Here is a 24,180-nt window from a genome sequence, read left to right as displayed (position 1 = left end):
TCGCCGCCGGACCGCCGCCGTCCGCCTGGACGCCGGTCGAGATCACCGCGGGTGACCGGCGAAGTCCTCGCGGTTTTCACCCGTTTCCGCGCGCCGCCGTGCGTCGCGCCGCGCGGAGGGGGACGATCGAGTCGGCCGGAGGCCCTTCGGCGCGGCGTTGATCCCGCGTTGATCGAACGTTTTTCGCCGAGCGGCACGATCCTGTCCATGCACATCGACACGATCACGACGATCACCTCGCCCGATCTGGCCTGGCAGCAGGAGGCGTTGTGCGCACAGACCGGGGCGGACTTCTTCTTCCCCGAACCAGGAAGTTCCGTCCGGGAGGCGAAGCGGATCTGCGGCATGTGCCCGATCCGCTCCGCCTGTCTGGAGTACGCGCTGAACAATGACGAGCGCTTCGGCGTCTGGGGCGGCCTGTCGGAGAAGGAACGCCTGGAACTCCGTCGCACGCCACGCTGAACCGCCGCGTGCCGGCCTTCGGCTCACGACCGCGAGTTCCCGTCCGCTCGGCCGCGCGTGATGTCTCCCAAGCGGCCGGCGGTCGTACGAGGCATGGGGAGGCCATCGGGAAGGCGCTGTTGGTCCCCGGGGCCCAGCGCGAGCGCAGGCGACCATCTGGCGGCCCGCCGCGACGGGTCGGCCTGGCAGCGCCTCCATGCGGCGGGCGCGTACGAGTCCCTGGCCGCCTCACGCCGGCGGATCGCCGCCGCCCGCCGCGAGCCAGGGCTCACGTCGTGCGGAGCGTGAACCGCCTCGCTCTCCTGCACAGGCGCCCCGATCCGTCGGCGTCCCAGCCGCTGTGGCAGGCCGTACCGATCGAAGTACGGCCGCGCCCGACAAGCGGTTGCCGGCCGGGGCGCTGATGCGAGCCGGGTGACGTCACATTCGCGTGGCCGGGACCGGCGATCGTGGCGTAGGCGTGCCGCGCGAACTCGACGTCGTCGTCCGCCGGAGTGCGGAGGGTCGCCTGCTGTGGCCGTGATTCGGGGGGTGCCCGGGGTGCGTGCGGCAGCCTGCTCCCGGACCGTAGGCGCGGGAACGGCGGACGACGGCCGGCCCGCGTGAGCGGGCCCGCCGTCGATCAGTGCAAGGGCAGGCCGGCGGTCAGGCGGTGCCCCGGGCCGCCATCCGGGCCTTGCGCGCGGCCAGCTTCTCGTCGAACTTCAGGGCCTCGGCGTCCAGGCCGCCCATGAACAGCCCGAGCTCCTCCTGGGCCTTCTGGCCCTCGGGGCCGAGGCCGTCGATCTCCATGACCTTCAGGAAGCGCAGGACGGGCTGGAGCACGTCGTCGTGGTGGATGCGCAGGTTGTAGACCTCGCCGATGGCCATCTGGGCGGCGGCGCGCTCGAAGCCGGGGATGCCGTGGCCCGGCATGCGGAAGTTCACGACCACGTCCCGCACCGCCTGCATCGTCAGGTCCGGGGCGATCTCGAAGGCCGCCTTGAGGAGGTTGCGGTAGAAGACCATGTGGAGGTTCTCGTCCGTCGCGATGCGCGTCAGCATCCGGTCGCAGACGGGGTCACCCGACTGGTGGCCGGTGTTGCGGTGCGAGATGCGGGTCGCGAGCTCCTGGAAGGCGACGTAGGCGACCGAGTGCAGCATCGAGTGGCGGTTGTCCGACTCGAAGCCCTCGCTCATGTGGGACATGCGGAACTGCTCCAGCTTGTCCGGGTCCACCGCGCGCGAGGTGAGCAGATAATCGCGCATCACGATGCCGTGCCGCCCCTCCTCCGCGGTCCAGCGGTGCACCCAGGTGCCCCAGGCGCCGTCCCGGCCGAAGAGCGTGGCGATCTCGTGGTGGTAGCTGGGCAGGTTGTCCTCGGTCAGGAGGTTCACCACTAGCGCGATCCGGCCGATCTCGGTGACCTTGGACTGCTCCTTGCCCCAGGCCTCGCCGTCCTCGAACTGGCCGGGGAAGTTGCGGCCGTCCGTCCACGGCACGTACTCGTGCGGCATCCAGTCCTTGGCGACCTTCAGATGCCGGTTCAGCTCCTTCTCGACGACTTCCTCCAGCGCGTACAGCAGCCGGGCGTCGGTCCAGCCGGCAGGGCTGCCGAGGTGAGGAGAAGTAATCGTCACGGGAACTCCAGGGGGACGCGCAACACAGGGAAGGTGACCGGCGAGCGGTTGCCGGAACCTACGGGATCGTAGGCTACGAATCCGTAGGTTACGAAGCCGTAGGTTAAGGGCGTTGTAAAGACCGCTGATCAGCCCCGTTCCGCCGAGAGTTCACGGGTATCGGAAAAAGCCCCAGGACCCGCAGGTCCCGGGGCTGAAAGGGCACTCCGCTCAGCCGGTCAGGCGTACAGCTCCCGCATCCGCACCGAGAGACATGTCACACATCCTTCGAGCTTCTCGAACTCGCTGATGTCGACCACGACGGGCTCATGACCGAGGTCGGCGAGCAACTCCGCCGTCTTCGGCGCGCTCGCCGCGATGAGCAGCTTGTCGCCGCCCAGCAGCACCACATGCGCCCCCGACTCCTCCGGCACCGGCAGGAAGCGCGGGAACAGCGACGGGGCGTCCAACTGCGGGATACGGCCCAGAATCGTTCCGTCGGGCAGCGCGGTGATCGCCGACTTCAGGTGCAGCACCTTGCTCACCGGCACGGCGACGACCCGCGCCCCCAGCGGCTCGAACGCGGCCCGCAACTGCTGGACGCCGGCCGCGTTGGTCCGTCCGCCCCGGCCGACGTAGATGGTGTCGCCGACCTTCAGCACGTCCCCGCCGTCCAGCGTGCCCGGCTCCCAGATCCAGTTCACCGAGCAGCCGAGCGAGGCCACGGCCTCCTCGACGCCCAGGGTCTCGTCGCGCCGGGAGGCGGCGCCGGGCCGGGTGATCAGGGCGACATTGCGGTACATGACGACCGTGTCCTCGACGAACACCGAGTCGGGGCAGTCGTCGGCCGGGTCCACCTCGATGGTCTCCCAGTTGTGCGTACGCAGGGCCTCCGCGTACGCCTCCCACTGCTCGACCGCGAGATCGACGTCGACCTTCTCCCGCTCGATGTGCGTGACCAGCCCTTCGGCGAGGCGCGGGCTGGGACGGCGGATGAGGGCCTTCTTGCTGGGCACGACGGGATCTCCGGATCGGTGGCAGGGTCGGTGTCCATGATGCAAGGGGCACCGACCCGCCATGATGCAGGGCCTACCCGTCCGTACAAAACCCTCGGGGCCGGGCTGTGGCCCTCCTGAGATGCTCCGCGGTGAAGGAGCCGGGGGTTTCGAGGAGCTGTCGTGGCGTTCCTTCGAAGATCACCCGGCCGCCGTCCCGGCCGCCGTCCGGTCCGAGGTCGATGATCCGGTCGGCGTGCGCCACCACGTCCAGGTTGTGCTCGACGACCACCACCGTGTTGCCGGCGTCGACCAGCCGGTCCAGCAGCCCGAGCAGCCCGTCGACGTCCGACATGTGCAGTCCGGTCGTCGGCTCGTCCAGGACGTACACCGCGCCGGTGCGGTGCAGCCGGGTCGCCAGCTTGATGCGCTGGCGCTCACCGCCGGACAGCGTGGACAGCGGCTGGCCGAGCGTGAGGTACGTCAGCCCCACGTCCCGCAGCGCGCGCAGGCGGCGCCGTACGCCCGCGTCCCCGAAGAACTCCAGCGCCTGGCCGGCCGTCATCCCCAGGACGTCCGCGATGGAGCGGCCGCCGACCGTCAGCCGCAGCACCTCGTCCTTGAAGCGCCGCCCCTCGCAGTCGTGGCACGTCGTCGTCACCGGGTCCATGAACGCGAGGTCGGTGTGGATGATCCCGCGGCCCTCGCACGTCCCGCAGGCACCGGAGGAGTTGAAGCTGAACAGCCCCGGCTCGGTGCCGGTCTCGCGGGCGAAGATCTTCCGTACCGTGTCCATGATCCCCAGATAGGTCGCCGGGGTCGACCGCGCGGAGATCCCGATCGACGACTGGTCCACGACCACCGCGTCGGTGTGCGCGGCGGTGAACTCCGCGACCAGCGTGCTCTTTCCGGATCCGGCGACCCCGGTCACCACCGTGAGCACCCCGGCCGGGAACTCGACCGTCACGTCCCGCAGGTTGTGCCGGTCGGCGCCCTTGACCCACAGACCGCCGGCCGACGGCCGTACGTCCGCCTTCAGCGCCGTACGGCGCGTCAGGCACCGCCCGGTCACCGTGTCCGATCCGGCCAGCTCGTCCGGCGTCCCCTCGAACACCACCTGCCCGCCGCCCGCGCCTGCCTGCGGCCCCATGTCGACGACGTGATCGGCAAGCGCGATGACATCCGGGTCGTGCTCGACCACCAGCACGGTGTTGCCCTTGTCGCGCAGCCGCAGCAGCAGGTCGCCGAGGCGGCCGACGTCGCGCGGGTGCAGTCCGACGCTGGGCTCGTCGAAGATGTACGTCATGCCGGTCAGGCTGGAGCCCAGGTGGCGGACCGTCTTCAGCCGCTGGCCCTCGCCGCCGGAGAGGGTGGCGGTCTCCCGGTCGAGGCTGAGGTAGCCGAGGCCGATGGCGTCGATGCGTTCGAGGGCGGTGACGGCGGCCCACGCGATGGGGCCGGCGACCGGTTCCTCGATGTCCTTGAGCGCGGTGATGAGGTCGGTGACCTGCATACGGGTGCAGTCGGCGATGGTCAGACCGTTGACGCGGGTCGCGAGCGCCGCCGCGTTGAGTCGGGCGCCCTCGCATACCGGGCAGGTGCCGTCCACCAGGAACTCGCGCACCAGATCGCGGGTCTTCTGGCTCATCGCCGACAGGTCCCGCTTCAGGTACAGCCGCTCGAAGCGGGTGGCCAGGCCCTCGTAGTCGGTGGTCCAGGTGCCGCCCGTGCCGTTGACGGTGACCTTGCTGCCGGGGCGGCCCCGCATCAGGAACTCCCGCTCGGCCGCGGTGAACCGGCCGACGGGCTTGTCCGGGTCGAGTTCGGCGCTGTTGGTGTACGCCTGCCCCTGCCAGGTGCCCGCGGCGAACGGCGGGAAGCGGACCGCGCCGCCGGCCAGCGACCGCTCCGGGTCGAGGATGCGGTCCCAGTCCGGCCGTACCGTCCGGCCCAGGCCGTCGCACTCGGGACACATGCCGGAGGGGTCGTTGAAGGAGTACGCGGTCGCCGGGCCGGCGCTCGGGGTGCCGTGCCGGGAGAACAGCACGCGGATCACCGAGTAGATGTCGGTCATCGTGCCGACCGTGGACCTGGAGTGGCCCCCGATCGGCCGCTGGTCGACGACGATCGCGGGGGAGAGGTCCGCCAGGGCCTCCGCGTGCGGCCGCTCGTACTTGGGCAGCCGGTTGCGCACGAACCACGTGAAGGTCTCGTTCAATTGGCGCTGCGACTCCAGCGCGATCGTGTCGAAGACGATCGAGGACTTCCCCGACCCCGAAACGCCGGTGAACACGGTCAGCCGGCCTTTCGGGATGCGGAGGGTGACGTCCTTGAGGTTGTTCTCCCTTGCTCCGGTGATGGTGATGAACTCGGGTGTGAAATCGGGCATGCGCCCGAAGCTAGGCGGGATACCGGACAGCTTCTGGCGTGATTTCCTTCAGTTCTCCGTCCGCCACCATCAGCCAGCGCGTGATGCCGATGGACTCCAGGAACGGCAGGTCGTGGCTGGCCACGATCAGCGCCCCCTCGTACGACTCCAGGGCCGTGGTGAGCTGCCGTACGCTCGCCATGTCCAGGTTGTTCGTCGGCTCGTCCAGCATCAGCAACTGCGGCGCGGGCTCCGCCAGCATCAGCGCGGCCAGCGCCGCCCGGAAGCGTTCGCCGCCGGAGAGCGTCGCCGCCTGCTGGTCGGCGCGGGCGCCCCGGAACAGGAAGCGGGCCAGCCGCGCCCGGATCAGGTTGTTGGTGGCGCCCGGCGCGAACCGGGCCACGTTCTCGGCGACCGACAGCTCGCCGTCGAGGACGTCGAGGCGCTGCGGCAGGAACCGGAGCGGGACATGCGCCGTCGCCTCGCCCGACACCGGCGCCAGCTCACCGGCGATGGTCCGCAGCAGCGTCGTCTTGCCCGTGCCGTTGCGGCCGATCAGCGCGATCCGCTCCGGACCGTGCAGATCGAGACCACCGGCCACCCGCGCGCCGTACTCGAGCTCCAGCTCGCGCAGCGTGAGCACGGTGCGGCCCGCCGGCACGGCCGTGTGCGGCAGGTCGACGCGGATCTCGTCGTCGTCCCGTACCGCGTCCACCGCGTCGTCGAGCCGTTCCCTGGCCTCGGCGAGCTTTTCCTCGTGCATGATCCGGTGCTTGCCCGCGGACTCCTGCGCCGCCCGCTTGCGCGCCCCCATGACGATCTTCGGCTCGCGCTTCTGGTCCCACATCTTCTGCCCGTAGCGTTTGCGACGGGCCAATTTCACCTGGGCGTCGATCAGTTCGCGCTTCTGCTTCTTCAGATCGGCCTCGGCGACGCGCACCATGCGCGCGGCCGCCTCCTGCTCGGCGGCGAGCGCCTCCTCGTACGCCGAGTAGTTGCCGCCGTACCAGGTGATCTCCCCGGAGCGCAGATCCGCGATCTGGTCGACCAGGTCGAGGAGTTCGCGGTCGTGGCTGACCACCACCATCACCCCCGGCCAGGACTCGACGGCCGTGTACAGCCGCCTGCGTGCGTACAGGTCGAGGTTGTTGGTGGGCTCGTCGAGCAGCAGGACGTCCGGACGGCGCAGCAGCAGTGCGGCCAGCCGCAGCAGCACCGACTCGCCGCCCGAGACCTCGCCGATCGTGCGGTCCAACTCGACGTGGCCGAGCCCGAGTTCGCCGAGGGTGGCGAGCGCGCGCTCCTCGACGTCCCAGTCGTCGCCGACGGTCTCGAAGTGCTCCTCGGCCACGTCGCCCGCCTCGATGGCGTGCAGCGCGGCCCGCTGGGCGGCGATGCCGAGGGCCTCGTCGACGCGCAGCGCGGTGTCGAGCGTGACGTTCTGCGGCAGATGGCCGACCTCGCCCGTGACGCGCACGCCGCCGTCGACCGGCGTGAGTTCACCGGCGATGAGCTTCAACAGGGTCGACTTTCCCGACCCGTTGACGCCGACGAGCCCGGTCCTGCCGGGACCGAAGGAGACGTCGAGGCCCTCGAAGACGGAGCTGCCGTCGGCCCAGGCGAAGGAAAGGGAGGTACAGGTGAGAGAGGTAGACATAAGGGCGCCTCCGCGGATGCTCGAAATGATCAGGGGCAAACGCGTATCGAGACACCGGCGACCAACGGACCGAGACCGGCCCTGGGCATGAGAAGAGCCCTGTTCCGTGTAAGGACGGCTCGAACGCCGAGGTCGCACGCAGCGCACACACACTCCAGGTGTGTGACGCGGTGTCTCAGGACCTCAGACGAGCAACGTCCTTCTCCAATCGACGGCAACAGGACCGCTGTACACCGTAGGAGGGGACCGGGAGGCTGTCAATGCAATTAATCGGCGCCCGGTGGGACGGCTCAGCAGGCGTCCCGCATCAGCTCCGCCAGGTCGTGGTCCAGGTCGAGTTGGAGGTGCTCCAGGCCGAGGGGCACCAGGTCGCTCGTGGACTGCAGGAAGCGGCGCACCTCGCTGCTGCGGATGTGGACGACGGCGGTGCCCTCGGGGGCGTGGAACTCCAGCACGGTCCGGTCGAAGCCGTACGGCCGCACGCGGACGTCGCCCTGGCCCTCCGGTCCGTCGAGTCCGGCCACGAGCAGCTCGCGGCTGAAGGTCCAGCAGACCTCGACGCCCTCCAGGGTGGCCGGGGCCGGGAAGGTCATGCGCACGGCGAACGGGTCGCGCCGGTCGTAGTGAAGGGTGGCGGGAATGCTCGGCATCCGCGGCGCGGCGGCGACGAGACGGGCCTCAACGGGCTGCTCGATGACGGTGGACAACGCCTTGCTCCCTTGTGACGGCTGGACGAACATCCGGGCGGACGAGACCGGGCACTGGTAGAGACGACAGAATCGGCCAATCCGTGCACGCGGAGGTCGAGTGACCTCTGTCACCGTCTTCATGCATGGCTGTGGGGTGTTCGCCCCACGGTGACCGGATGATCACGTCTGGTCCGTGGGCCTCTGGACGGCACCGGGGCGGTGGACTAGCTTCGCCCGCCATGAGGCGTTCGGGGAGCATGCGACGGGCGGGGCATACGTTTCGGACAGTGGCCGCGGGGGTGGCGTGCGCGGCGGCGCTGGCCGCGCTGACGGCCGTACCCGCGCAGGCGCACGGGCCGGAGCACCGGGCGCCGCACTGGGAACCCAAGGACAGCGGGACGCCCGAGGTGCGCTACCGGGGCCTGTCCGCCGTCAGCCGGAACACCGCATGGCTGGCCGGGAGCAAGGGCACCGTGCTGCGCACCACCGACGGCGGCGCGAGCTGGCGGAACGTCTCGCCGCCCGGCGCCGCCGAGCTGGAGTTCCGGGACGTCGAGGCGTTCGACGCGCGGCGTGCCGTGGTGCTGGCCATCGGGGAGGGCGAGGCGTCCCGGGTGTACCGCACCGACGACGGCGGCGCGACCTGGACCGAGTCCTTCCGCAACACCGACGCGAAGGCCTTCTACGACTGCATGACCTTCTTCGACCGCCGCCACGGCCTGGCGATGAGCGACCCGGTCGACGGCAGGTTCCGCATCCTGTCGACCCGTGACGGCGGCCGCTCCTGGAAGGTGCTGCCCGCCGCCGGGATGCCCGCCGCCCTGGAGGGCGAGGCCGGATTCGCGGCGAGCGGGCAGTGCCTGGTCAGCTCCGGGCCGAAGGACGTCTGGCTGGCGACCGGCGGGGCGGCACGCGCGCGTGTGCTGCACTCCGCCGACCGAGGGCTGACCTGGACGGCCGCCGACACCCCGATCCCGGCCGGCGACCCGGCCCGCGGCGTCTTCGCCCTCGCCTTCCGCGACCGTACGCACGGCCTCGCGGTCGGCGGCGACTACCGCCCCGACCAGGCCTCCCCGAAGGCGGCGGCACGCACGGCCGACGCCGGACACGGCTGGACGTCCGCCGCCACGCCTCCGTCCGCCTACCGCTCCGGCGTCGCCTGGCTCCCGCACAGCCGCACCGCCGCCCTATCGGTCGGCCCCACCGGAACCGACCTGACCACCGACGGCGGGCGCACCTGGCGGACCGTCGACACCGGGTCGTACGACACCGTGGACTGCACGCCCGACCTGGGGTGCTGGGCCGCGGGGGAGAAGGGGCGGGTCGCGCGGCTGGAGAGCTGAGCCGGGATGTGGGTACTCGGACGCGGACGACGAGAGGAGTGATCCCCATGCCGGCCGGTTCGAGCTCGAAGCGGGAACGCCAGTACGAGCACATCAAGAAGAGCGCCCAGGAACGGGGCGAGAGCGCTTCGCGCGCCAAGGAGATCGCGGCGCGGACGGTGAACAAGGAACGCGCTCGCTCCGGTGAGTCGAAGAGGGCCAGCCGCACCTCCACCCAGGACATGTCCTCGGGCAGGCGGGGCGGCCAGCGCTCCGGGAAGGGCTCCCAAGGCCCCACTTACGACCAGTTGTACGAGGAGGCCAAGCAGCGCAACATCCGCGGTCGTTCGGACATGAACAAGAGCCAGCTCAAGCAGGCGCTCGGCGGTAAGTGACCACTGCTTCAGCGGCGCACACCCCGGCCGCCACGAATGGATCGGTGGCGGCGATGTCCTCGATACGTCCGCGGTCTCCGCGACGGCGAGGATGACTCCGCCGTCGCGGGGGTTCTTGCGCCCTGACGCGAGGAACATCCCCCGCTCGCACTGCTTGTCGCCCCTTCTGACGGATCCCCACCGGATCTCCGGGACGTCGCGACGCCCGGCAGCGTTCTCGTCATCAGCGGAGCCCTGGGCGGCCCGCGACGACCGGCCGTGCCGACGTACGCTCATCCCCACCATGACGACCGTAAGCATCCCCGCGGGCTGGCCCGCGACCGAGGAAGAGGCCCGCGCGGTCCAGGACGAGCTGCGGGCGAGGGTGGTACTCGACGAGCCAGGCCCACCGCCCGGTTCGGGGCAGGTGACCGGCGTCGACGTGGCCTACGACGACGAGCGGGACGTGGTCGCGGCAGCGGCGGTCGTCCTGGACGCGGCGAGCCTGAGCGTGGTGGCCGAGGCCACGGCCGTGGGCCGGATCTCCTTCCCGTACGTCCCCGGCCTGCTCGCCTTCCGCGAGATCCCCATGGTGCTGGCCGCCCTGGACGCCCTGCCCTGCCCACCCGGCCTGGTCGTCTGCGACGGCTACGGCCGTGCCCACCCCCGCCGCTTCGGCCTCGCCAGTCACCTCGGCGTCCTGACGGGCCTGCCCACGATCGGCGTCGCCAAGAACCCGTTCACCTTCACCTACGACGATCCGGCCACCGCCCGCGGCTCGTCCGCGCCGCTCATGGCGGGGCCGGAGGAGGTCGGCCGCGCCCTGCGCACCCGGGCCGGGGTCAAGCCGGTCTTCGTCTCGGTCGGCCACCGCGTGAGCCTGGACAACGCGTGCGCCCACACGCTCGCGCTGACACCCGAGTACCGGCTCCCGGAGACGACTCGACGCGCGGACTCCCTGTGCCGACAGGCGCTGAAGGAGGCGACCGGTCCGAGGCCGGAGCTCGCCCGCCGGGCTGCGGCGGATCCCACGCGTACGTGGGGGCGATCGCTGTTCGAGCGTCAGCCGGATCCGGTGACCTGGGCGGGGCGGGTCCTCGCGGCGGCAGCGGAGGGGGCAGAGCGCACGCCGGAGATCGATGCCGCCCTGGAGCTGGCCGCCGACCGCGGCCGATGGAGCCGGGGGCGCGAGGTGTTCGAGCAGATCCGCGGACGCGCGCTCGCCGCTCAGGGCCAATTGGGCGAGGAGCGTCAGGCGCTCGGCCGCCTCGCCGAATTGGTCGCCGAACTGGCGCACAACGCGGCCGGTCCCGCCCCGTTCTTCGACCACCACGCGGGCTGGCAGGTCGGGCCCCTCGCCGTCCGCCTCGCCACCCTCGCGCGCGATCCCGCCGCACGGGACCGGATCGCCGACGCGCTGGGGGAGTGGCCGCCGGCCGAGTCCGGCGGCGCGTCCTGAGCGGGGGTACTGAGTACGTCGACTGAGTATCCGTACGGATGTGGCGGCCGCCCCGTGATCGGCAGGCTGTGGCCCATGACGACGCACCGTGCCCCGAAGCCCCTCGCCGACCCCGACCGCCCCGTCGAGCGCGCCGTGACGGCCGCGCTGGTCCTCGCCGTGGTGGCGGGGCTCGCCTGGATCGGCGGGATGATCTTCACCGTGGCGGGGTGGACCCTGTAGAGCCGGTTCAGCGGGTCGCGGCCACGCGGAAGGTGATGCCCGCCGCGCGCAGCCGTCCGATCAGGGCGTCGCCCATCGCGACCGCCGTGGTGACCTGCCCGGCCGTGGACGGCAGGTCGTCGAAGGCGAGGGACAGGGCCGACTCGGCGAACATCTTCGCCGTCTCGCCGTAGCCCGGATCGCCCCCGGCCACCTCCGTGAACACCCGCCGGCCGCCGCCCTCGCCGACGAAGCGGACCGAGAACCAGCTCTTGGCGCGCTTCTCGGGGCTCGGCCCCTCGCCCGGCTTGAGGCGGCCGGACATCCAGCGCCGGGCGGGCGGCAGTTGGGCGGCCGTGAAGAGCGCGCCCATCGCCGCGACCCCGCCGACGGCGACCGGCAGATGCCGTACGGCGGCGTAGTGGCGGTAGCGGAAGTCGGGGCCGTAGCGTTCCAGGGCCCGCGCGGAACGCTTGACGATCTGCGGATCGATCGTCGGCAGCGGCACCGCCCAGGAGCCGACCTCCTTCGCGAACCGGGGCACACCCGCCGGGGCCAGCGCCCGGCGCCCCATCAGCCGCGGCTCGTGCCGGGCGCGGTCCCGCGCGGCGGCCAGCACCTGGCGGCCCCGTGAGAGCTGGTTGAGAGCCGACGCGAACGTGCCGCCCGAGAACATGGCGTCCGCGGTCACGAACCCGTCCACCGTCAAGGGCACGTCCCGCGGCAACTGCTGGACGGTGAAGTACGCGCCCAGGTCGTGCGGGACCGAGTCGAAGCCACAGGCGTGCACCAGCCGAGCGCCCGTCTCACGCGCGCGTGCGTCGTGCCGGACGTACGTCAGGTCCACGAACTCCGGCTCACCGCAGAGGTCGAGATAGTCGGTGCCGGTGTCCGCGCAGGCCGCGACCAGATCCTCGCCGTACATCACATAGGGGCCCACCGTCGTGGCCACCACGCGCGCGTGCTCGGCGAGCCGGGGCATCGAGGCCGGATCGGCGACGTCCGCCTCCAGCACCCCGACCCCTTCGCCGCCCGGCAGCGACTCGCGCAGCCGCTCCAGCTTCTCCCCGCTGCGGCCGGCGATGGCCCAGCGCAGCCCCTCGGGCGCGTGCGCGGCGAGGTACTCCGCGGTGAGTACCCCGACGAAGCCCGTCGCCCCGAAGAGCACGATGTCGTACGGACGGTCCGTCCCGCTCGGCCTGCTCATGACACCCCTCGTCCCGCACCACGCGCCGTTGTCGGTGGCCGAGGCTAGCGTGAGGAGTGCTGAGCCCGATGACGAGCCCGGAGGTAAGCGGTGGCCGTGCCGAAGATTGCCCTGAAGAAGTGGGAGAAAGTGCGCGACTTCGCCCTCGGGATGCCGGGGGCCGTCGAGGAGTTTCCCTGGGGGGAGACAGTCGCGAAGGTCAACAAGAAGGTGTTCGTCTTCCTCGGTGTCGACGACGGCAGCCATCCGATGGGCATCACGGTGAAGCTCAAGGACGAGTCGGCCCACGCCCATGCCCTGACCTGCCCGGGCGCCGAGCCCGCCGGATACGGCCTGGGCAAGTCGGGCTGGGTCAGTATCCCGCTGGAGCACAAGGGCGCCCCGGGCGCCGAGCTGCTGTGCGACTGGGTGGAGGAGAGCTATCGCACGATCGCGCCGAAGCGGCTGACAGCCGAGCTGGACGGGCGCTGAGAGCTCCCTGCCGGTCCGCGTCCGGCTTCCGTCAGGCTTCCGGCGGGTAACTTCCTAAGCGCTTGCTCTTGTGTCCGCTGGAACATGTTCTTAACATCGCTGGTGTTACAGCGATTGTGTCATATCCCTGGGGGCTGGATGGCAACGACGCCAGGACAGGGCCCGCTCACCGGCGTGCGCGTGGTCGAGCTGGCCGGAATCGGGCCGGGCCCGTTCGCCGCCATGCTCCTCGCCGACCTGGGCGCCGACGTCGTCCGCGTGGACCGGCCCGGCGGCACGGGCCTGGCCATCAACACCGAGTACGACGTCACCAACCGCAACAAGCGCTCGGTGATCGTCGACCTCAAGTCGCCCGACGGCCCCGCGCGCGTGCTCGACCTCGCCGCCCGCGCCGACATCCTCGTCGAGGGCTACCGCCCCGGCGTCGCCGAGCGCCTCGGTATCGGCCCCGAGGCCTGCCACGCCCGCAACCCCGAGCTCGTCTACGGCCGTATGACCGGCTGGGGCCAACAAGGCCCGCTCGCCCAGCGCGCCGGCCACGACATCGCGTACATCGCGCTCACCGGCACCCTCGGCATGATCGGCGCCCCCGGCGAACCGCCCGCCGTCCCCGCCAACCTGGTCGGCGACTACGCGGGCGGCTCCCTCTATCTCGTCGTCGGCGTCCTCGCCGCCCTCCACCACGCGCGCGCGACCGGCACCGGCCAGGTCGTCGACGCCGCCATCGTGGACGGCACCTCCCACCTCGCCGCGATGATCCACGGCATGCTCGCCGCCGGGGGCTGGCAGGACCGGCGCGGCGCCAACCTCCTGGACGGCGGCTGCCCGTACTACGGCACCTACGAGACGGCCGACGGCCAGTACATGGCGGTCGGCGCCCTGGAGCCGCAGTTCTACGACGAGTTCCTGGCCCTGCTCGGCATCGAGGAGTTGGCCTCCGCCCGCAAGGACCTCTCCCGTTGGGGCGAGCTGCGCGAGGCGGTCGCCGCCCGCTTCAAGTCCCGTACCAGGGACGAGTGGACGGCCCTCTTCCAGGGCTCCGACGCCTGTGTGGCCCCCGTCCTGTCCCTGCGCGAGGCCCCGCGCCACCCGCACCTCGCCGCCCGCGGCACCTTCACCGACCACGGCGGCATCACCCAGCCCGCCCCGGCACCCCGCTTCTCCGCGACCCCGACGGACGTCCGCACCGGCCCGGCCCAACCCGGCGCGGACACCGCCGACGTGGCGCGCGACTGGGACGTACCCGACCTGATGAAGGGCCAGAACCCATGAAGGGCCAGGACTCATGAAGGGCCTCGAATGAAGCGGCAGATCTTCGCCCCGGAGCACGACGCGTTCCGCGCCACCGTGCGCAGCTTCCTCGCCAGGGAGGTGCTGCCGTACTACGAGCAGTGGGAGAAGGACGGCATTGTCTCCCGCGACGCCTGGCGCGCGGCCGGCAAGCAGGGCCTGCTCGGCCTCGCCGTGCCCGAGCAGTACGGAGGCGGCGGCACCCTCGACTTCCGCTACAGCGCCGTCCTCGCCGAGGAGTTCACGCGCGCGGGCGCCCCCGGTCTCGCCCTCGGGCTGCACAACGACGTCATCGGCCCCTATCTGACGGGCCTGGCCACCGAGGAGCAGAAGCGCCGCTGGCTGCCCGGCTTCTGCGACGGCTCGCTGATCACGGCCATCGCCATGACCGAGCCCGGCGCCGGCTCCGACCTCCAGGGCATCCGCACCCACGCCGAGGACCGCGGTGACCACTGGGTGCTGAACGGCTCCAAGACCTTCATCTCCAACGGCATCCTCGCCGACCTGGTGATCGTCGTCGCGAAGACGACCCCGGAGGGCGGCGCCCACGGACTGTCGCTGCTCGTCGTCGAGCGCGGCATGGACGGCTTCGAGCGCGGCCGCAACCTCGACAAGATCGGCCAGAAGGCGCAGGACACGGCCGAGCTGTTCTTCCACGACGTACGCGTGCCCAAGGACAACCTCCTCGGCGAGCTGGGCGGCGCCTTCGTCCACCTGATGACGAACCTCGCGCAGGAGCGCCTGAGCATCGCCGTCTCCGCGATCGCCGCGGCCGAGCACCTGCTGGAGATCACCACCGGGTACGTCAAGGAGCGCGAGGCCTTCGGCCGGCCACTGGCCACCAAGCAGCACATCCGGTTCGAAATAGCCGAGATGGCCACCGAGTGCGCCGTCACCCGCACGTTCCTCGACCGCTGCATCGAGGACCACTCGGACGGCGAACTCGACGCCGTCCACGCCTCCATGGCCAAGTGGTGGGCGACCGAGCTGCAAAAGCGCGTCGCCGACCGCTGCCTCCAACTGCACGGCGGCTACGGCTACATGAGCGAGTACCCCGTGGCCCGGGCCTTCACCGACGGCCGCATCCAGACCATCTACGGCGGGACGACCGAGATCATGAAGGAGATCATCGGCCGTTCCCTGCTCGGCTGAAGCTCTTCCGCTCGGCTGACCCTCACCCCGAAAGGCTTCCTCGTGAGCACCGAAGCGTACGTGTACGACGCGATCCGCACCCCGCGCGGCCGCGGCAAGGCGAACGGCGCCCTGCACGGCACCAAGCCCATCGACCTGGTCGTCGGCCTCATCCACGAGATCCGCGACCGCTTCCCGGACCTCGACCCGGCCGCCGTCGACGACATCGTCCTCGGTGTCGTCGGGCCCGTCGGCGACCAGGGCTCCGACATCGCCCGCATCGCCGCGATCGCCGCCGGGCTGCCGGACACGGTGGCCGGCGTCCAGGAGAACCGCTTCTGTGCCTCGGGCCTGGAGGCCGTCAACCTGGCCGCCGCCAAGGTGCGCTCCGGCTGGGAGGACCTCGTCCTCGCGGGCGGCGTCGAGTCCATGTCCCGGGTGCCGATGGCCTCGGACGGCGGCGCCTGGTTCAACGACCCGATGACCAACCTCGCCGTCAACTTCGTGCCGCAGGGCATCGGCGCCGACCTCATCGCCACCATCGAGGGCTTCACGCGGCGTGACGTCGACGAGTACGCGGCACTCTCGCAGGAGCGGGCGGCGACGGCCTGGAAGGAGGGCCGCTTCGACCGCTCCGTCGTCCCGGTCAAGGACCGCAGCGGCCTCGTCGTCCTCGACCACGACGAGCACATGCGTCCCGGCACCACCGCCGATTCCCTCGCCAAGCTGAAGCCGTCCTTCGCGGACATCGGCGACCTGGGCGGCTTCGACGCCGTGGCGCTGCAGCGGTACCACTGGGTCGAGAAGATCGACCACGTCCACCACGCGGGCAACTCCTCCGGCATCGTCGACGGCGCCTCGCTGGTCGCCGTCGGCTCGCGCGAGGTCGGCGAGCGCTACGGCCTCACGCCCCGCGCGCGGATCGTCTCCGCCGCCGTGTCCGGCTCCGAGCCCACCATCATGCTCACCGGCCCCGCCCCCGCCACCCGCAAGGCGCTCGCCAAGGCCGGGCTGACCATCGACGACATCGACCTCGTCGAGATCAACGAGGCCTTCGCCGCGGTCGTCCTGCGCTTCGTGAAGGACATGGGCCTGTCCCTGGACAAGGTCAACGTCAACGGCGGCGCGATCGCCCTCGGCCACCCCCTCGGCGCGACCGGCGCGATGATCCTCGGCACGCTCGTCGACGAACTGGAGCGCCAGGACAAGCGGTACGGCCTGGCCACCCTGTGCGTGGGCGGCGGCATGGGCGTCGCCACCATCGTCGAGCGCATCTGACCCCCTCCCGACGGATACGACGGATCACACGGAGCACTTCCTCATGAGCACTGAATCCACCACCATCCGCTGGGAACAGGACCGCGCCGGCGTCGTCACCCTCGTCCTGGACGACCCCGACCAGTCCGCGAACACCATGAACCAGGCGTTCCGCGACTCCCTCGCCGTGATCACCGACCGGCTGGAGGCCGAGAAGGACACCATCCGCGGGGTCATCATCACCTCCGCCAAGAAGACCTTCTTCGCGGGCGGCGACCTGCGCGACCTGATTCGCGTCACGCCCGAGACGGCACAGGAGCTGTTCGACGGCGGCATGGCCATCAAGCGGAACCTGCGCCGCATCGAGACCCTCGGCAAGCCGGTCGTCGCCGCGATGAACGGCGCGGCCCTCGGCGGCGGTTACGAGATCGCCCTCGCCTGCCACCACCGCATCGCCCTGGACGCCCCCGGCTCCAAGATCGGCTGCCCCGAGGTCACCCTCGGCCTGCTGCCCGGCGGAGGCGGCGTCGTGCGCACCGTCCGCCTCCTCGGCATCGCCGACGCCCTGCTGAAGGTCCTCCTCCAGGGCACCCAGTACAGCCCGCGGCGCGCCCTGAACAACGGCCTGATCGACGACGTGGCCACCACCCAGGAGGAACTGCTCGCCAAGGCCCGCGCCTTCATCGAGGCCCACCCCGAGTCGCAGCAGCCCTGGGACCGGCCGGGCTACCGGATCCCCGGCGGCACGCCCGCCAACCCCAAGTTCGCGGCCAACCTGCCCGCCTTCCCGGCCAATCTGCGCAAGCAGACCAACGGCGCCCCCTACCCGGCCCCGCGGGGCATCCTCGCGGCCGCCGTCGAGGGCTCCCAGGTCGACTTCGAGACCGCGCAGGTCATCGAGGCGCGCTACTTCGTGGAGCTGGCGGCGGGCCAGACCTCGAAGAACATGATCCAGGCGTTCTTCTTCGACCTCCAGGCCGTCAACTCCGGCGCCAACCGCCCCAAGGGCATCGAGCCGCGAAAGGTCCGCAAGGCCGCCGTCCTGGGCGCCGGGATGATGGGCGCCGGCATCGCCTACTCGTGCGCCCGCGCGGGCATCGAAGTGGTCCTCAAGGACGTCTCGGCGGAAGCGGCCGCCAAGGGCAAGGGCTACTCCGAGAAGCTGTGCGCCAAGGCGGTCTCCCGGGGCCGTACGACACAGGAGAAGGCCGACGCGCTGCTCGCCCGCATCACGCCGACGGCCGACCCTGCCGACCTCGCGGGCTGCGATGCGGTGATCGAGGCGGTCTTCGAGAACCCCGAGCTCAAGCACAAGGTGTTCCAGGAGATCCAGAGCATCGTCGAGCCGGACGCGCTGCTGTGCTCCAACACCTCCACGCTCCCGATCACCCTGCTCGCCGAGGGCGTCGACCGCCCCGTCGACTTCATCGGCCTGCACTTCTTCTCGCCCGTCGACAAGATGCCCCTCGTCGAGATCATCAAGGGCGAGCGGACGGGCGACGAGGCGCTGGCCCGCGCCTTCGACCTGGTCCGGCAGATCAACAAGACGCCGATCGTCGTGAACGACTCGCGCGGCTTCTTCACCTCCCGGGTCATCGGCCACTTCATCAACGAGGGCGTGGCGATGGTCGGCGAGGGCATCGAGCCCGCGTCGGTCGAACAGGCGGCGGCGCAGGCGGGCTACCCCGCCAAGGTCCTGTCCCTGATGGACGAACTGACGCTCACGCTGCCCCGCAAGATCCGCAACGAGTCGAAGCGGGCCGTTCAGGAGGCGGGCGGCACCTGGACGGCCCACCCCGCCGAGACCGTCATCGACCGCATGGTCGACGAGTTCGGCCGCACCGGGCGCAGCGGCGGCGCGGGCTTCTACGACTACGACGAGAACGGCAAGCGCACCGCTCTGTGGCCGGGGCTGCGTGAGCACTTCACGCGCGAGGGCACGCGGATCCCGTTCCGGGACATGCAGGAGCGCATGCTGTTCTCCGAGGCCCTGGACACGGTCCGGCTCTTGGAGGAGGGCGTGCTGACGTCCGTCGCCGACGCCAACATCGGCTCCATCTTCGGCATCGGGTTCCCCGGCTGGACGGGCGGTGTCCTGCAGTACATCAACGGCTACGACGGCGGTGTCGCCGGCTTCGTGGCACGCGCGCGTGAGCTGGCGGCGGCGTACGGGGAGCGGTTCACGCCACCGGCGCTGCTGGTGGAGAAGGCGGAGAAGGGCGAGACCTTCAGCGACTGATCCCGTATCGGCATCCCGCTCTCGCCCCACGGGGCGAGAGCGGGGGCGGCGTGTCAGACCGATCCGCGCTCCTCCGCGCCGCCTTCCGCGCTGTCTTCCTTCGGCTCCGGGATGCCGCCCAGCCACTCCCGGAGCTCCTCCTTGAGCGACCGCTGGAAGGTCGTCAACAGGGCCTGTACCACCACGGGTTGCATGGAGGCGGACAGCGACTTCACGTCCTCGGCGGCCCGTTGCGCGACCTCGCCGCGAAAGAGCTGGGACAGCTCGTGCGCGGCGGCGCGCGAGTGCTCGATGAGGACCTTGCGGGCCGCGAGGATCGCCTCCTGTGACAGCGGCACGTCCAGCAACCCGACGCCGAGCCGCAGCAGCCCGAGGTCGACGCGGTAGCCGCCGTCACCGGCCTCGATCACCCCCATCGCGGTCAGCCGCTCCACGTCCTCGTCACCGAGCGCCCGCCCCGCCCGCCGCTCCAGCTCCGCCCGCGGCACCGTCTCCACGGCGTCCGGCGCCCAGGAGGCCACCACGGCCCGGTGAATGGCGAGGTCATGGGCGTCCAGGTCGGGCGGGAGCTGCTGGACGTACCGCTCGATGGCCGCCAGCGTCATGCCCTGCTGCTGAAGCTCCTCGATGAGCGCGAGCCGGGCCAGGTGCGCACGCCCGTAGTGCCCGACTCTGCGCGGACCGATCACCGGAGGCGGCAGCAGCCCCTTGGTGCCGTAGAACCGCACCGTGCGGACCGTCATACCCGCCCGCGCGGCCAGTTCGTCGATGGTGAGGGTCGGTTCGCCGGTGCCGGTCGTCATGTGCAGCAGTATCGCTGTCTCACCAGTGCTGTGACACCCGCCGGGACCGGTGGGACGGCCGTGTGAGAAGTGACGCTGTGTGACATGTGCCACCGCATGAGCCGTGTTCCGTGGGGGAAGGTGGGCCCTTGGTCTGTGCCTTTACCGAAGGCGCAGGCCATACGTACGTCCGGACACCCGAGCGCGATCCGCTCGGGCGCACCAGAGAGTGGTACCCCGTGAGCAAGGACGCCGTGAACACGGCAGTGGCCGCAACCCCCACCGACGCGGCCCAGGTGCCCGCGGACGCGGGCGACGCCGGTTACAGCAAGGACCTCAAGGCCCGCCACGTCAACATGATCGCCATCGGCGGGGCCATCGGCACCGGCCTCTTCCTGGGCGCCGGCGGCCGCCTCCACGACGCGGGCCCGGCGCTGGCCATCGCCTACCTGGTCTGCGGCATCTTCGCCTTCTTCGTGGTCAGGGCCCTCGGTGAACTGGTCCTCTACCGCCCCTCGTCCGGCTCCTTCGTGTCGTACGCGCGCGAGTTCCTCGGCGAGAAGGGCGCCTATGTCGCCGGCTGGATGTACTTCCTGAACTGGTCGACGACCGGTATCGCCGACATCACCGCGATCGCGCTCTACACGCACTACTGGAGCATGTTCACAAGCATCCCCCAGTGGACGCTCGCCCTGATCGCGCTGGCCGTCGTGCTGGCGGTGAACCTGATCTCGGTGAAGATCTTCGGCGAGATGGAGTTCTGGTTCGCGATCATCAAGGTCGCCACGCTCGTCGGCTTCATGTTCGTCGGCGTCTTCCTGCTGGCCACCCGGCACGAGGTCGGCGGCCGGACCCCGGGCCTGAGCGTGATCACCGACAACGGCGGCGTCTTCCCGCACGGCCTGATGCCCGTCGTCCTGGTCATGCAGGGCGTGATCTTCGCGTACGCCGCGCTGGAGCTGGTCGGCGTCGCCGCGGGCGAGACCGCGCAGCCGGAGAAGGTCGTCCCGCGCGCGGTGAACTCGATCATGTGGCGCGTCGGCCTCTTCTACGTCGGCTCGGTCGTCCTGCTCGCCCTGCTGCTTCCCGGCTCGGTCTACTCGGCCGACCAGAGCCCCTTCGTCACGGTCCTGTCGAAGATCGGCGTCCCGGCGGCGGGCGACGTGATGAACCTGGTCGTGCTCACGGCGGCGATGTCCTCCCTCAACTCCGGCCTGTACTCCACCGGCCGCATCCTGCGCTCCATGGCGATGGCGGGTTCGGCGCCCAGGTTCACGGCCCGTATGAACCGCAGCCAGGTCCCTTACGGAGGCATCCTGCTGACCTGCGCGGTGTGCGTGCTCGGCGTCGGCCTGAACTACCTGGTGCCCGGCCAGGCCTTCGAGATCGTGCTGAACGTGGCCTCGCTCGGCATCATCTCGACCTGGGTGATCATCATGGTCTGCCACCTGATCTTCGTCCGCCGCGCCAGGGCGGGCCTGGTGACCCGCCCCTCCTTCCGCCTCCCCGGCAGCCCGGTCACGGAGATCACCACGATCGCCTTCCTCCTGGCCTGCCTCGCCATGATGTGGAACGACCCCGAGGTCGGCCGCAAGACCCTGCTGCTGATCCCCGCCATCGCCGTACTGCTGGTCGGCGGCTGGTACGCGATCCGACGCCGGGTCACCAAGGCGGAGGACCAGGAACTGGCCGAGCTCACGAAGTAGTCGGGGGCCCGTTGTCAGTGGCGGCCTCTACGGTGGCGTCATGTCGGAGATTGCTTACATCCGAGGTGACGCCACCATTCCGTCGGTGAAGGGCGTCAAGGTGATCGCCCATGTCTGCAATGACATCGGGGGATGGGGGAAGGGCTTCGTCCTGGCCATATCGCGCCGCTGGCCGGAACCGGAGAAGGCTTACCGCGCCTGGCACCGCGACCGCGCCTCGAACGACTTCGGCTTGGGCGCGGCCCAGTTCGTCCAGGTCGAGCCATACGTCTGGGTGGCCAACATCATCGGCCAGCGCGGCATCAGCACGGGCAGCAAGGGGGTGCCCGTGCGCTATGAGGCGATCGCCGCGGGGCTCGAGAGGCTGGCCGACAAGGCCGCCGAACTCGGCGCGTCCGTCCACATGCCCCGAATAGGGTGCGGCTTGGCGGGTGGCAAGTGGTCCCGGATCGAGCCGCTGATCCAGGAGAAGCTGGTGCGGCGGGGGATCGCCGTCACCGTCTACGACCATGGGGAGGGCGGGAGTTGAGTCGGGACATCGACGTGCTCGTGCTGGGCGGTGCGGGTGTGGACACCGTCGTGCACGTGCCGGAGCTGCCGTTGCCGTACGCCGACAGCTACACGATCGATTCGGGGATCCGCACCCGCGCGGGACAGACCGGCGACTTCGTGGCCCTGGGCCTGGCCGCCCTCGGTCTGCGCGTCCACCACCTCGACATGCTCGGCGACGACCCCGAGGGCGACCTCATCCGCGCCCTGCACGGCGAGAAGGGCATCGCGCTCACCGCGGTCCCGCAGCCCGCGGGGACGAAGCGTGCCGTCAATCTCGTCGGCCCCGACGGCAGACGACTGTCGCTGTACGACACCAGCCGCGGCCACCCCGACGACCGCTTCCCGCAGTCCACGGTGCGCGCCCTGGCCGGGGCGAGCCGCCACGTCCACGTCACCATCACCCAGCCGGGCGCCCACTGCCTGCCGCTCCTGCGCGAGTCGGGCGCGACGCTGTCCACGGACCTGCACGACTGGGACGGCGAGAACCGGTACCACGAGCCGTTCGCGCACGCGGCGGACGTCGTCTTCCTGTCCGCCGCCGCCCTGCCCGACCCCGAGCGCACGATGCGCCGGATCGCCGACCGGGGCCGGGCCGAGGTGGTCGTGGCCACGGCCGGCGCGAAGGGCGCGTACGTACTGGCCGACGACGAGCTGACGCGTCTGCCCGCCGTGCCGCCGCCCGCGCCGGTGGTGGACTCCAACGGCGCGGGCGACGCCTTCGCCGCCGCGTTCCTCTACGCCTGGCTGAACCGTGAGACACCCCGCCGCAGCGCCCTGTACGGCACGGTCGCCGGCGCCCACGCGTGCACGGTGCCGGCGACGGAGACGGACGCGATCGGGCGGGACGAACTCCTCGTACGGGTGGCCGAGTTGGAGGCGACGACCCCGAAGCCGTAAGTCGTCAGTGCCCGTTCTCGTGTTCGTGTTCGTGTTCGTGCACGCCGTTCGTCGCCGCGATCTTCTTCCACGACTTCGGCTGCGCCGGAGCCGCCGAACCCTTCGCGATCGACGCCGCCCGCGCCGTGCCCGCCGCCGGCTTCGACGGCTGGAACAGCCAGGTGTCGAACAGCGCCGCCAGCGGCTTGCCGGACACCTCCTCGGCGTACCGCTCGAAGTCGGCCACCGAGGCGTTGCCGTGGGCGAACTTCTGCGGCCAGCCCTTGAGGACGGCGAAGAACGCCTCGTCCCCGATCTCGTTGCGCAGCGCCTGAAGGGTCAGTGCGCCCCGGTCGTAGACCGCGATGTGGAACTGGTTCTCCGGCCCGGGGTCACCGGGCTTGACCGTCCAGAACGCGTCGTCGGCCGGCCGCGAGGCGTACACGTAGTCGGCGATCTCCTGCGCCGTCCCCTCGCCCTCGTGCTCCGACCACAGCCACTGCGCGTACCGCGCGAAGCCCTCGTTGATCCAGATGTCCTTCCAGTCCTTGACGGACACGCTGTCGCCCCACCACTGATGGGCCAACTCATGGACCACGACGGACGTGTTCGACCCGTTGGCGAAGTTGCGCGGGCTGTAGTACGGCCGGGTCTGCGTCTCCAGCGCGTACCCGGTGGTCGTGTTCGGCACATAGCCGCCGAGCGCGTTGTACGGGTACGGCCCGAAGTACTCGCTCAGCCAGTCGGCGATCTCCCCGGTCCGCTCGATGCTCGCCCGCGCGGCCCCCGCATGGTCGCCCAGGTCCTTGCTGTAGGCGTTGATGACCGGAATCCCACTCTCGGAGGTTCCCGTGGTGACGTCGAATCTGCCTGCCGCGAAGGTGGCCAGATAGGTGGCCTGCGGCTTGTTGGAGCGCCAGTTGTAGCGGGTCCAGCCGGCCCGGGAACTCGTCGACCGGAGCGTGCCGTTGGAGACGAACTGCGTGCCGTCCGGCACCTGCACCGACACGTCGTAGGTCGCCTTGTCCAGCGGGTGGTCATTGCTCGGGAACCACCACCAGGCCGCCTCGGGCTCGCCCGCCGCGACACCGCCGTCCGGGGTGCGCAGCCACGAGGTGAAGCCGTAGGCCTCCTTCGACGACGGCACACCCCGGTAGCGCACCACCACGGTGATGGCCGTGCCCTTGGCCAGGGGCTGCTTCGGCGTGATCTCGAGCTCGTGCTCGCCCGACGTCGCGAACGACGCCTTCGCGCCGTTGACCCGCACCTCTTGGACGTCCAGCAGGAAGTCCAGGTTGAAGCGGGAGAGGTCCTGCGTGGTCTTCGCCAGCAACGTCGCCGTGCCCGCCAGCTCGTCCGTGGCCGGCTGGTACTTCAGCCGCAGGTCGTAGTGGGAGACGTCGTAGCCGCCGTTGCCGTAGGCCGGGTAGTAGGGGTCGCCGATGCCCGAGGCGCCGGGGGAGTGACTCGCCGCCGAGGCCGGGATCGCCAGCATCAGGGAGGCAACTGCGAGTGCGCCCGGCGCCGTGATTCTGCGGTGCAC

At 71.0% G+C, this 24,180-nt stretch carries 20 protein-coding genes and 2 pseudogenes; 13 read left to right on the top strand and 9 right to left on the bottom strand.

Annotated elements, in window-relative coordinates:
- The first annotated feature begins 168 nt into the window (after nt 1-168).
- Nucleotides 169-462, top strand: coding sequence for a WhiB family transcriptional regulator (locus ACP4J3_RS09960; RefSeq protein WP_426532813.1), 294 nt, complete (start codon nt 169-171; stop codon nt 460-462).
- Nucleotides 463-1,107: 645 nt separating this feature from the next.
- On the opposite strand, the gene ACP4J3_RS09955 is transcribed toward ACP4J3_RS09960, so the two are convergent.
- From ACP4J3_RS09955 to ACP4J3_RS09935, 5 genes are all read right to left on the bottom strand, one after another.
- Nucleotides 1,108-2,082, bottom strand: a complete 975-nt coding sequence (locus ACP4J3_RS09955; RefSeq protein WP_426532540.1) for an acyl-ACP desaturase — start codon at nt 2,080-2,082, stop codon at nt 1,108-1,110.
- Between the two features lie 218 nt (nt 2,083-2,300).
- Nucleotides 2,301-3,077 carry a dimethylargininase gene (gene ddaH / locus ACP4J3_RS09950; RefSeq protein WP_426532538.1) on the bottom strand — a complete coding sequence of 259 codons (777 nt, stop codon included), beginning with the start codon at nt 3,075-3,077 and terminating at the stop codon, nt 2,301-2,303.
- A gap of 73 nt (nt 3,078-3,150) precedes the next feature.
- The gene (locus ACP4J3_RS09945) at nt 3,151-5,445 is read right to left on the bottom strand and encodes an ATP-binding cassette domain-containing protein (protein ID WP_426532536.1); all 2,295 of its coding nucleotides are present in this window, start codon (nt 5,443-5,445) and stop codon (nt 3,151-3,153) included.
- A 10-nt stretch (nt 5,446-5,455) separates the two neighbouring features.
- Nucleotides 5,456-7,081: an ABC-F family ATP-binding cassette domain-containing protein gene (locus tag ACP4J3_RS09940; protein ID WP_426532534.1), complete on the bottom strand. Its 1,626-nt coding sequence runs from the start codon at nt 7,079-7,081 to the stop codon at nt 5,456-5,458.
- 290 nt (nt 7,082-7,371) lie between these two features.
- Nucleotides 7,372-7,788, bottom strand: a complete 417-nt coding sequence (locus ACP4J3_RS09935) for an SsgA family sporulation/cell division regulator (protein ID WP_426532532.1) — start codon at nt 7,786-7,788, stop codon at nt 7,372-7,374.
- Between the two features lie 239 nt (nt 7,789-8,027).
- Here ACP4J3_RS09935 and ACP4J3_RS09930 point away from each other — a divergent pair, with 239 nt between their 5' ends.
- Nucleotides 8,028-9,113, top strand: a complete 1,086-nt coding sequence (locus ACP4J3_RS09930) for a WD40/YVTN/BNR-like repeat-containing protein (RefSeq protein ID WP_426532530.1) — start codon at nt 8,028-8,030, stop codon at nt 9,111-9,113.
- A 47-nt stretch (nt 9,114-9,160) separates the two neighbouring features.
- Entirely contained in the window at nt 9,161-9,487 is a 327-nt protein-coding gene (locus ACP4J3_RS09925) for a plasmid stabilization protein (protein ID WP_426532528.1), read from the top strand.
- On the opposite strand, the pseudogene ACP4J3_RS09920 reads toward ACP4J3_RS09925, so the two are convergent.
- Nucleotides 9,462-9,646, bottom strand: a pseudogene (locus ACP4J3_RS09920) (YciI family protein); the annotation flags it as partial. The gene ACP4J3_RS09925 and the pseudogene ACP4J3_RS09920 overlap by 26 nt on opposite strands.
- Before the next feature lie 124 nt (nt 9,647-9,770).
- Between ACP4J3_RS09920 and ACP4J3_RS09915 the strand changes: the two are divergent.
- Nucleotides 9,771-10,454 (top strand): annotated as a pseudogene (locus ACP4J3_RS09915) (endonuclease V); the annotation flags it as partial.
- A gap of 546 nt (nt 10,455-11,000) precedes the next feature.
- Nucleotides 11,001-11,147 (top strand): morphogenic membrane protein MmpA, encoded by a 147-nt coding sequence (gene mmpA, locus ACP4J3_RS09910; RefSeq protein ID WP_167366184.1) that lies wholly within the window; start codon nt 11,001-11,003, stop codon nt 11,145-11,147.
- 7 nt (nt 11,148-11,154) lie between these two features.
- On the opposite strand, the gene ACP4J3_RS09905 is transcribed toward mmpA, so the two are convergent.
- Nucleotides 11,155-12,333 (bottom strand): saccharopine dehydrogenase family protein, encoded by a 1,179-nt coding sequence (locus ACP4J3_RS09905; RefSeq protein WP_426532526.1) that lies wholly within the window; start codon nt 12,331-12,333, stop codon nt 11,155-11,157.
- 90 nt (nt 12,334-12,423) lie between these two features.
- Between ACP4J3_RS09905 and ACP4J3_RS09900 the strand changes: the two genes are divergently transcribed.
- The 5 genes from ACP4J3_RS09900 to ACP4J3_RS09880 all read left to right on the top strand — a co-directional run bounded on the left by ACP4J3_RS09900 (nt 12,424) and on the right by ACP4J3_RS09880 (nt 18,721).
- Nucleotides 12,424-12,804: an MmcQ/YjbR family DNA-binding protein gene (locus ACP4J3_RS09900; RefSeq protein WP_426532524.1), complete on the top strand. Its 381-nt coding sequence runs from the start codon at nt 12,424-12,426 to the stop codon at nt 12,802-12,804.
- 138 nt (nt 12,805-12,942) lie between these two features.
- Nucleotides 12,943-14,076, top strand: coding sequence for a CaiB/BaiF CoA transferase family protein (locus ACP4J3_RS09895; RefSeq protein WP_426532522.1), 1,134 nt, complete (start codon nt 12,943-12,945; stop codon nt 14,074-14,076).
- A gap of 27 nt (nt 14,077-14,103) precedes the next feature.
- A complete protein-coding gene (locus ACP4J3_RS09890; protein WP_426532520.1) occupies nt 14,104-15,246 on the top strand; it encodes an acyl-CoA dehydrogenase family protein in 1,143 nt (380 codons plus the stop codon).
- 42 nt (nt 15,247-15,288) lie between these two features.
- The gene (locus ACP4J3_RS09885; RefSeq protein WP_426532518.1) at nt 15,289-16,503 is read left to right on the top strand and encodes an acetyl-CoA C-acetyltransferase; all 1,215 of its coding nucleotides are present in this window, start codon (nt 15,289-15,291) and stop codon (nt 16,501-16,503) included.
- Nucleotides 16,504-16,546: 43 nt separating this feature from the next.
- Nucleotides 16,547-18,721, top strand: coding sequence for a 3-hydroxyacyl-CoA dehydrogenase NAD-binding domain-containing protein (locus ACP4J3_RS09880; RefSeq protein WP_426532516.1), 2,175 nt, complete (start codon nt 16,547-16,549; stop codon nt 18,719-18,721).
- Nucleotides 18,722-18,774: 53 nt separating this feature from the next.
- Here ACP4J3_RS09880 and ACP4J3_RS09875 read toward each other — a convergent pair whose 3' ends face one another.
- Complete coding sequence (locus tag ACP4J3_RS09875) at nt 18,775-19,524, bottom strand: MerR family transcriptional regulator (RefSeq protein WP_426532514.1); 750 nt, start codon at nt 19,522-19,524, stop codon at nt 18,775-18,777.
- Nucleotides 19,525-19,742: 218 nt separating this feature from the next.
- On the opposite strand from ACP4J3_RS09875, the gene ACP4J3_RS09870 reads away from it, so the two are divergent.
- Genes ACP4J3_RS09870 through ACP4J3_RS09860 form a run of 3 tightly spaced genes read left to right on the top strand, consistent with a single transcriptional unit; the run spans nt 19,743 to nt 22,658 of the window.
- Nucleotides 19,743-21,209 (top strand): amino acid permease, encoded by a 1,467-nt coding sequence (locus ACP4J3_RS09870; protein ID WP_426532512.1) that lies wholly within the window; start codon nt 19,743-19,745, stop codon nt 21,207-21,209.
- Between the two features lie 40 nt (nt 21,210-21,249).
- Nucleotides 21,250-21,738, top strand: coding sequence for a macro domain-containing protein (locus ACP4J3_RS09865; protein ID WP_426532511.1), 489 nt, complete (start codon nt 21,250-21,252; stop codon nt 21,736-21,738).
- Entirely contained in the window at nt 21,735-22,658 is a 924-nt protein-coding gene (locus ACP4J3_RS09860; RefSeq protein ID WP_426532510.1) for a PfkB family carbohydrate kinase, read from the top strand. The genes ACP4J3_RS09865 and ACP4J3_RS09860 overlap by 4 nt, the downstream gene beginning before the upstream one ends.
- Nucleotides 22,659-22,662: 4 nt before the next feature.
- Here the strand turns inward: ACP4J3_RS09860 and ACP4J3_RS09855 are convergent, their stop codons facing one another.
- Nucleotides 22,663-24,180, bottom strand: coding sequence for a M1 family metallopeptidase (locus ACP4J3_RS09855; RefSeq protein ID WP_426532509.1), 1,518 nt, complete (start codon nt 24,178-24,180; stop codon nt 22,663-22,665).

The sequence above is a fragment of the Streptomyces sp. UG1 genome, from assembly GCF_049974585.1.
Lineage (GTDB): Bacteria > Actinomycetota > Actinomycetes > Streptomycetales > Streptomycetaceae > Streptomyces.
This window is presented reverse-complemented; position numbering and strand designations above follow the sequence as displayed.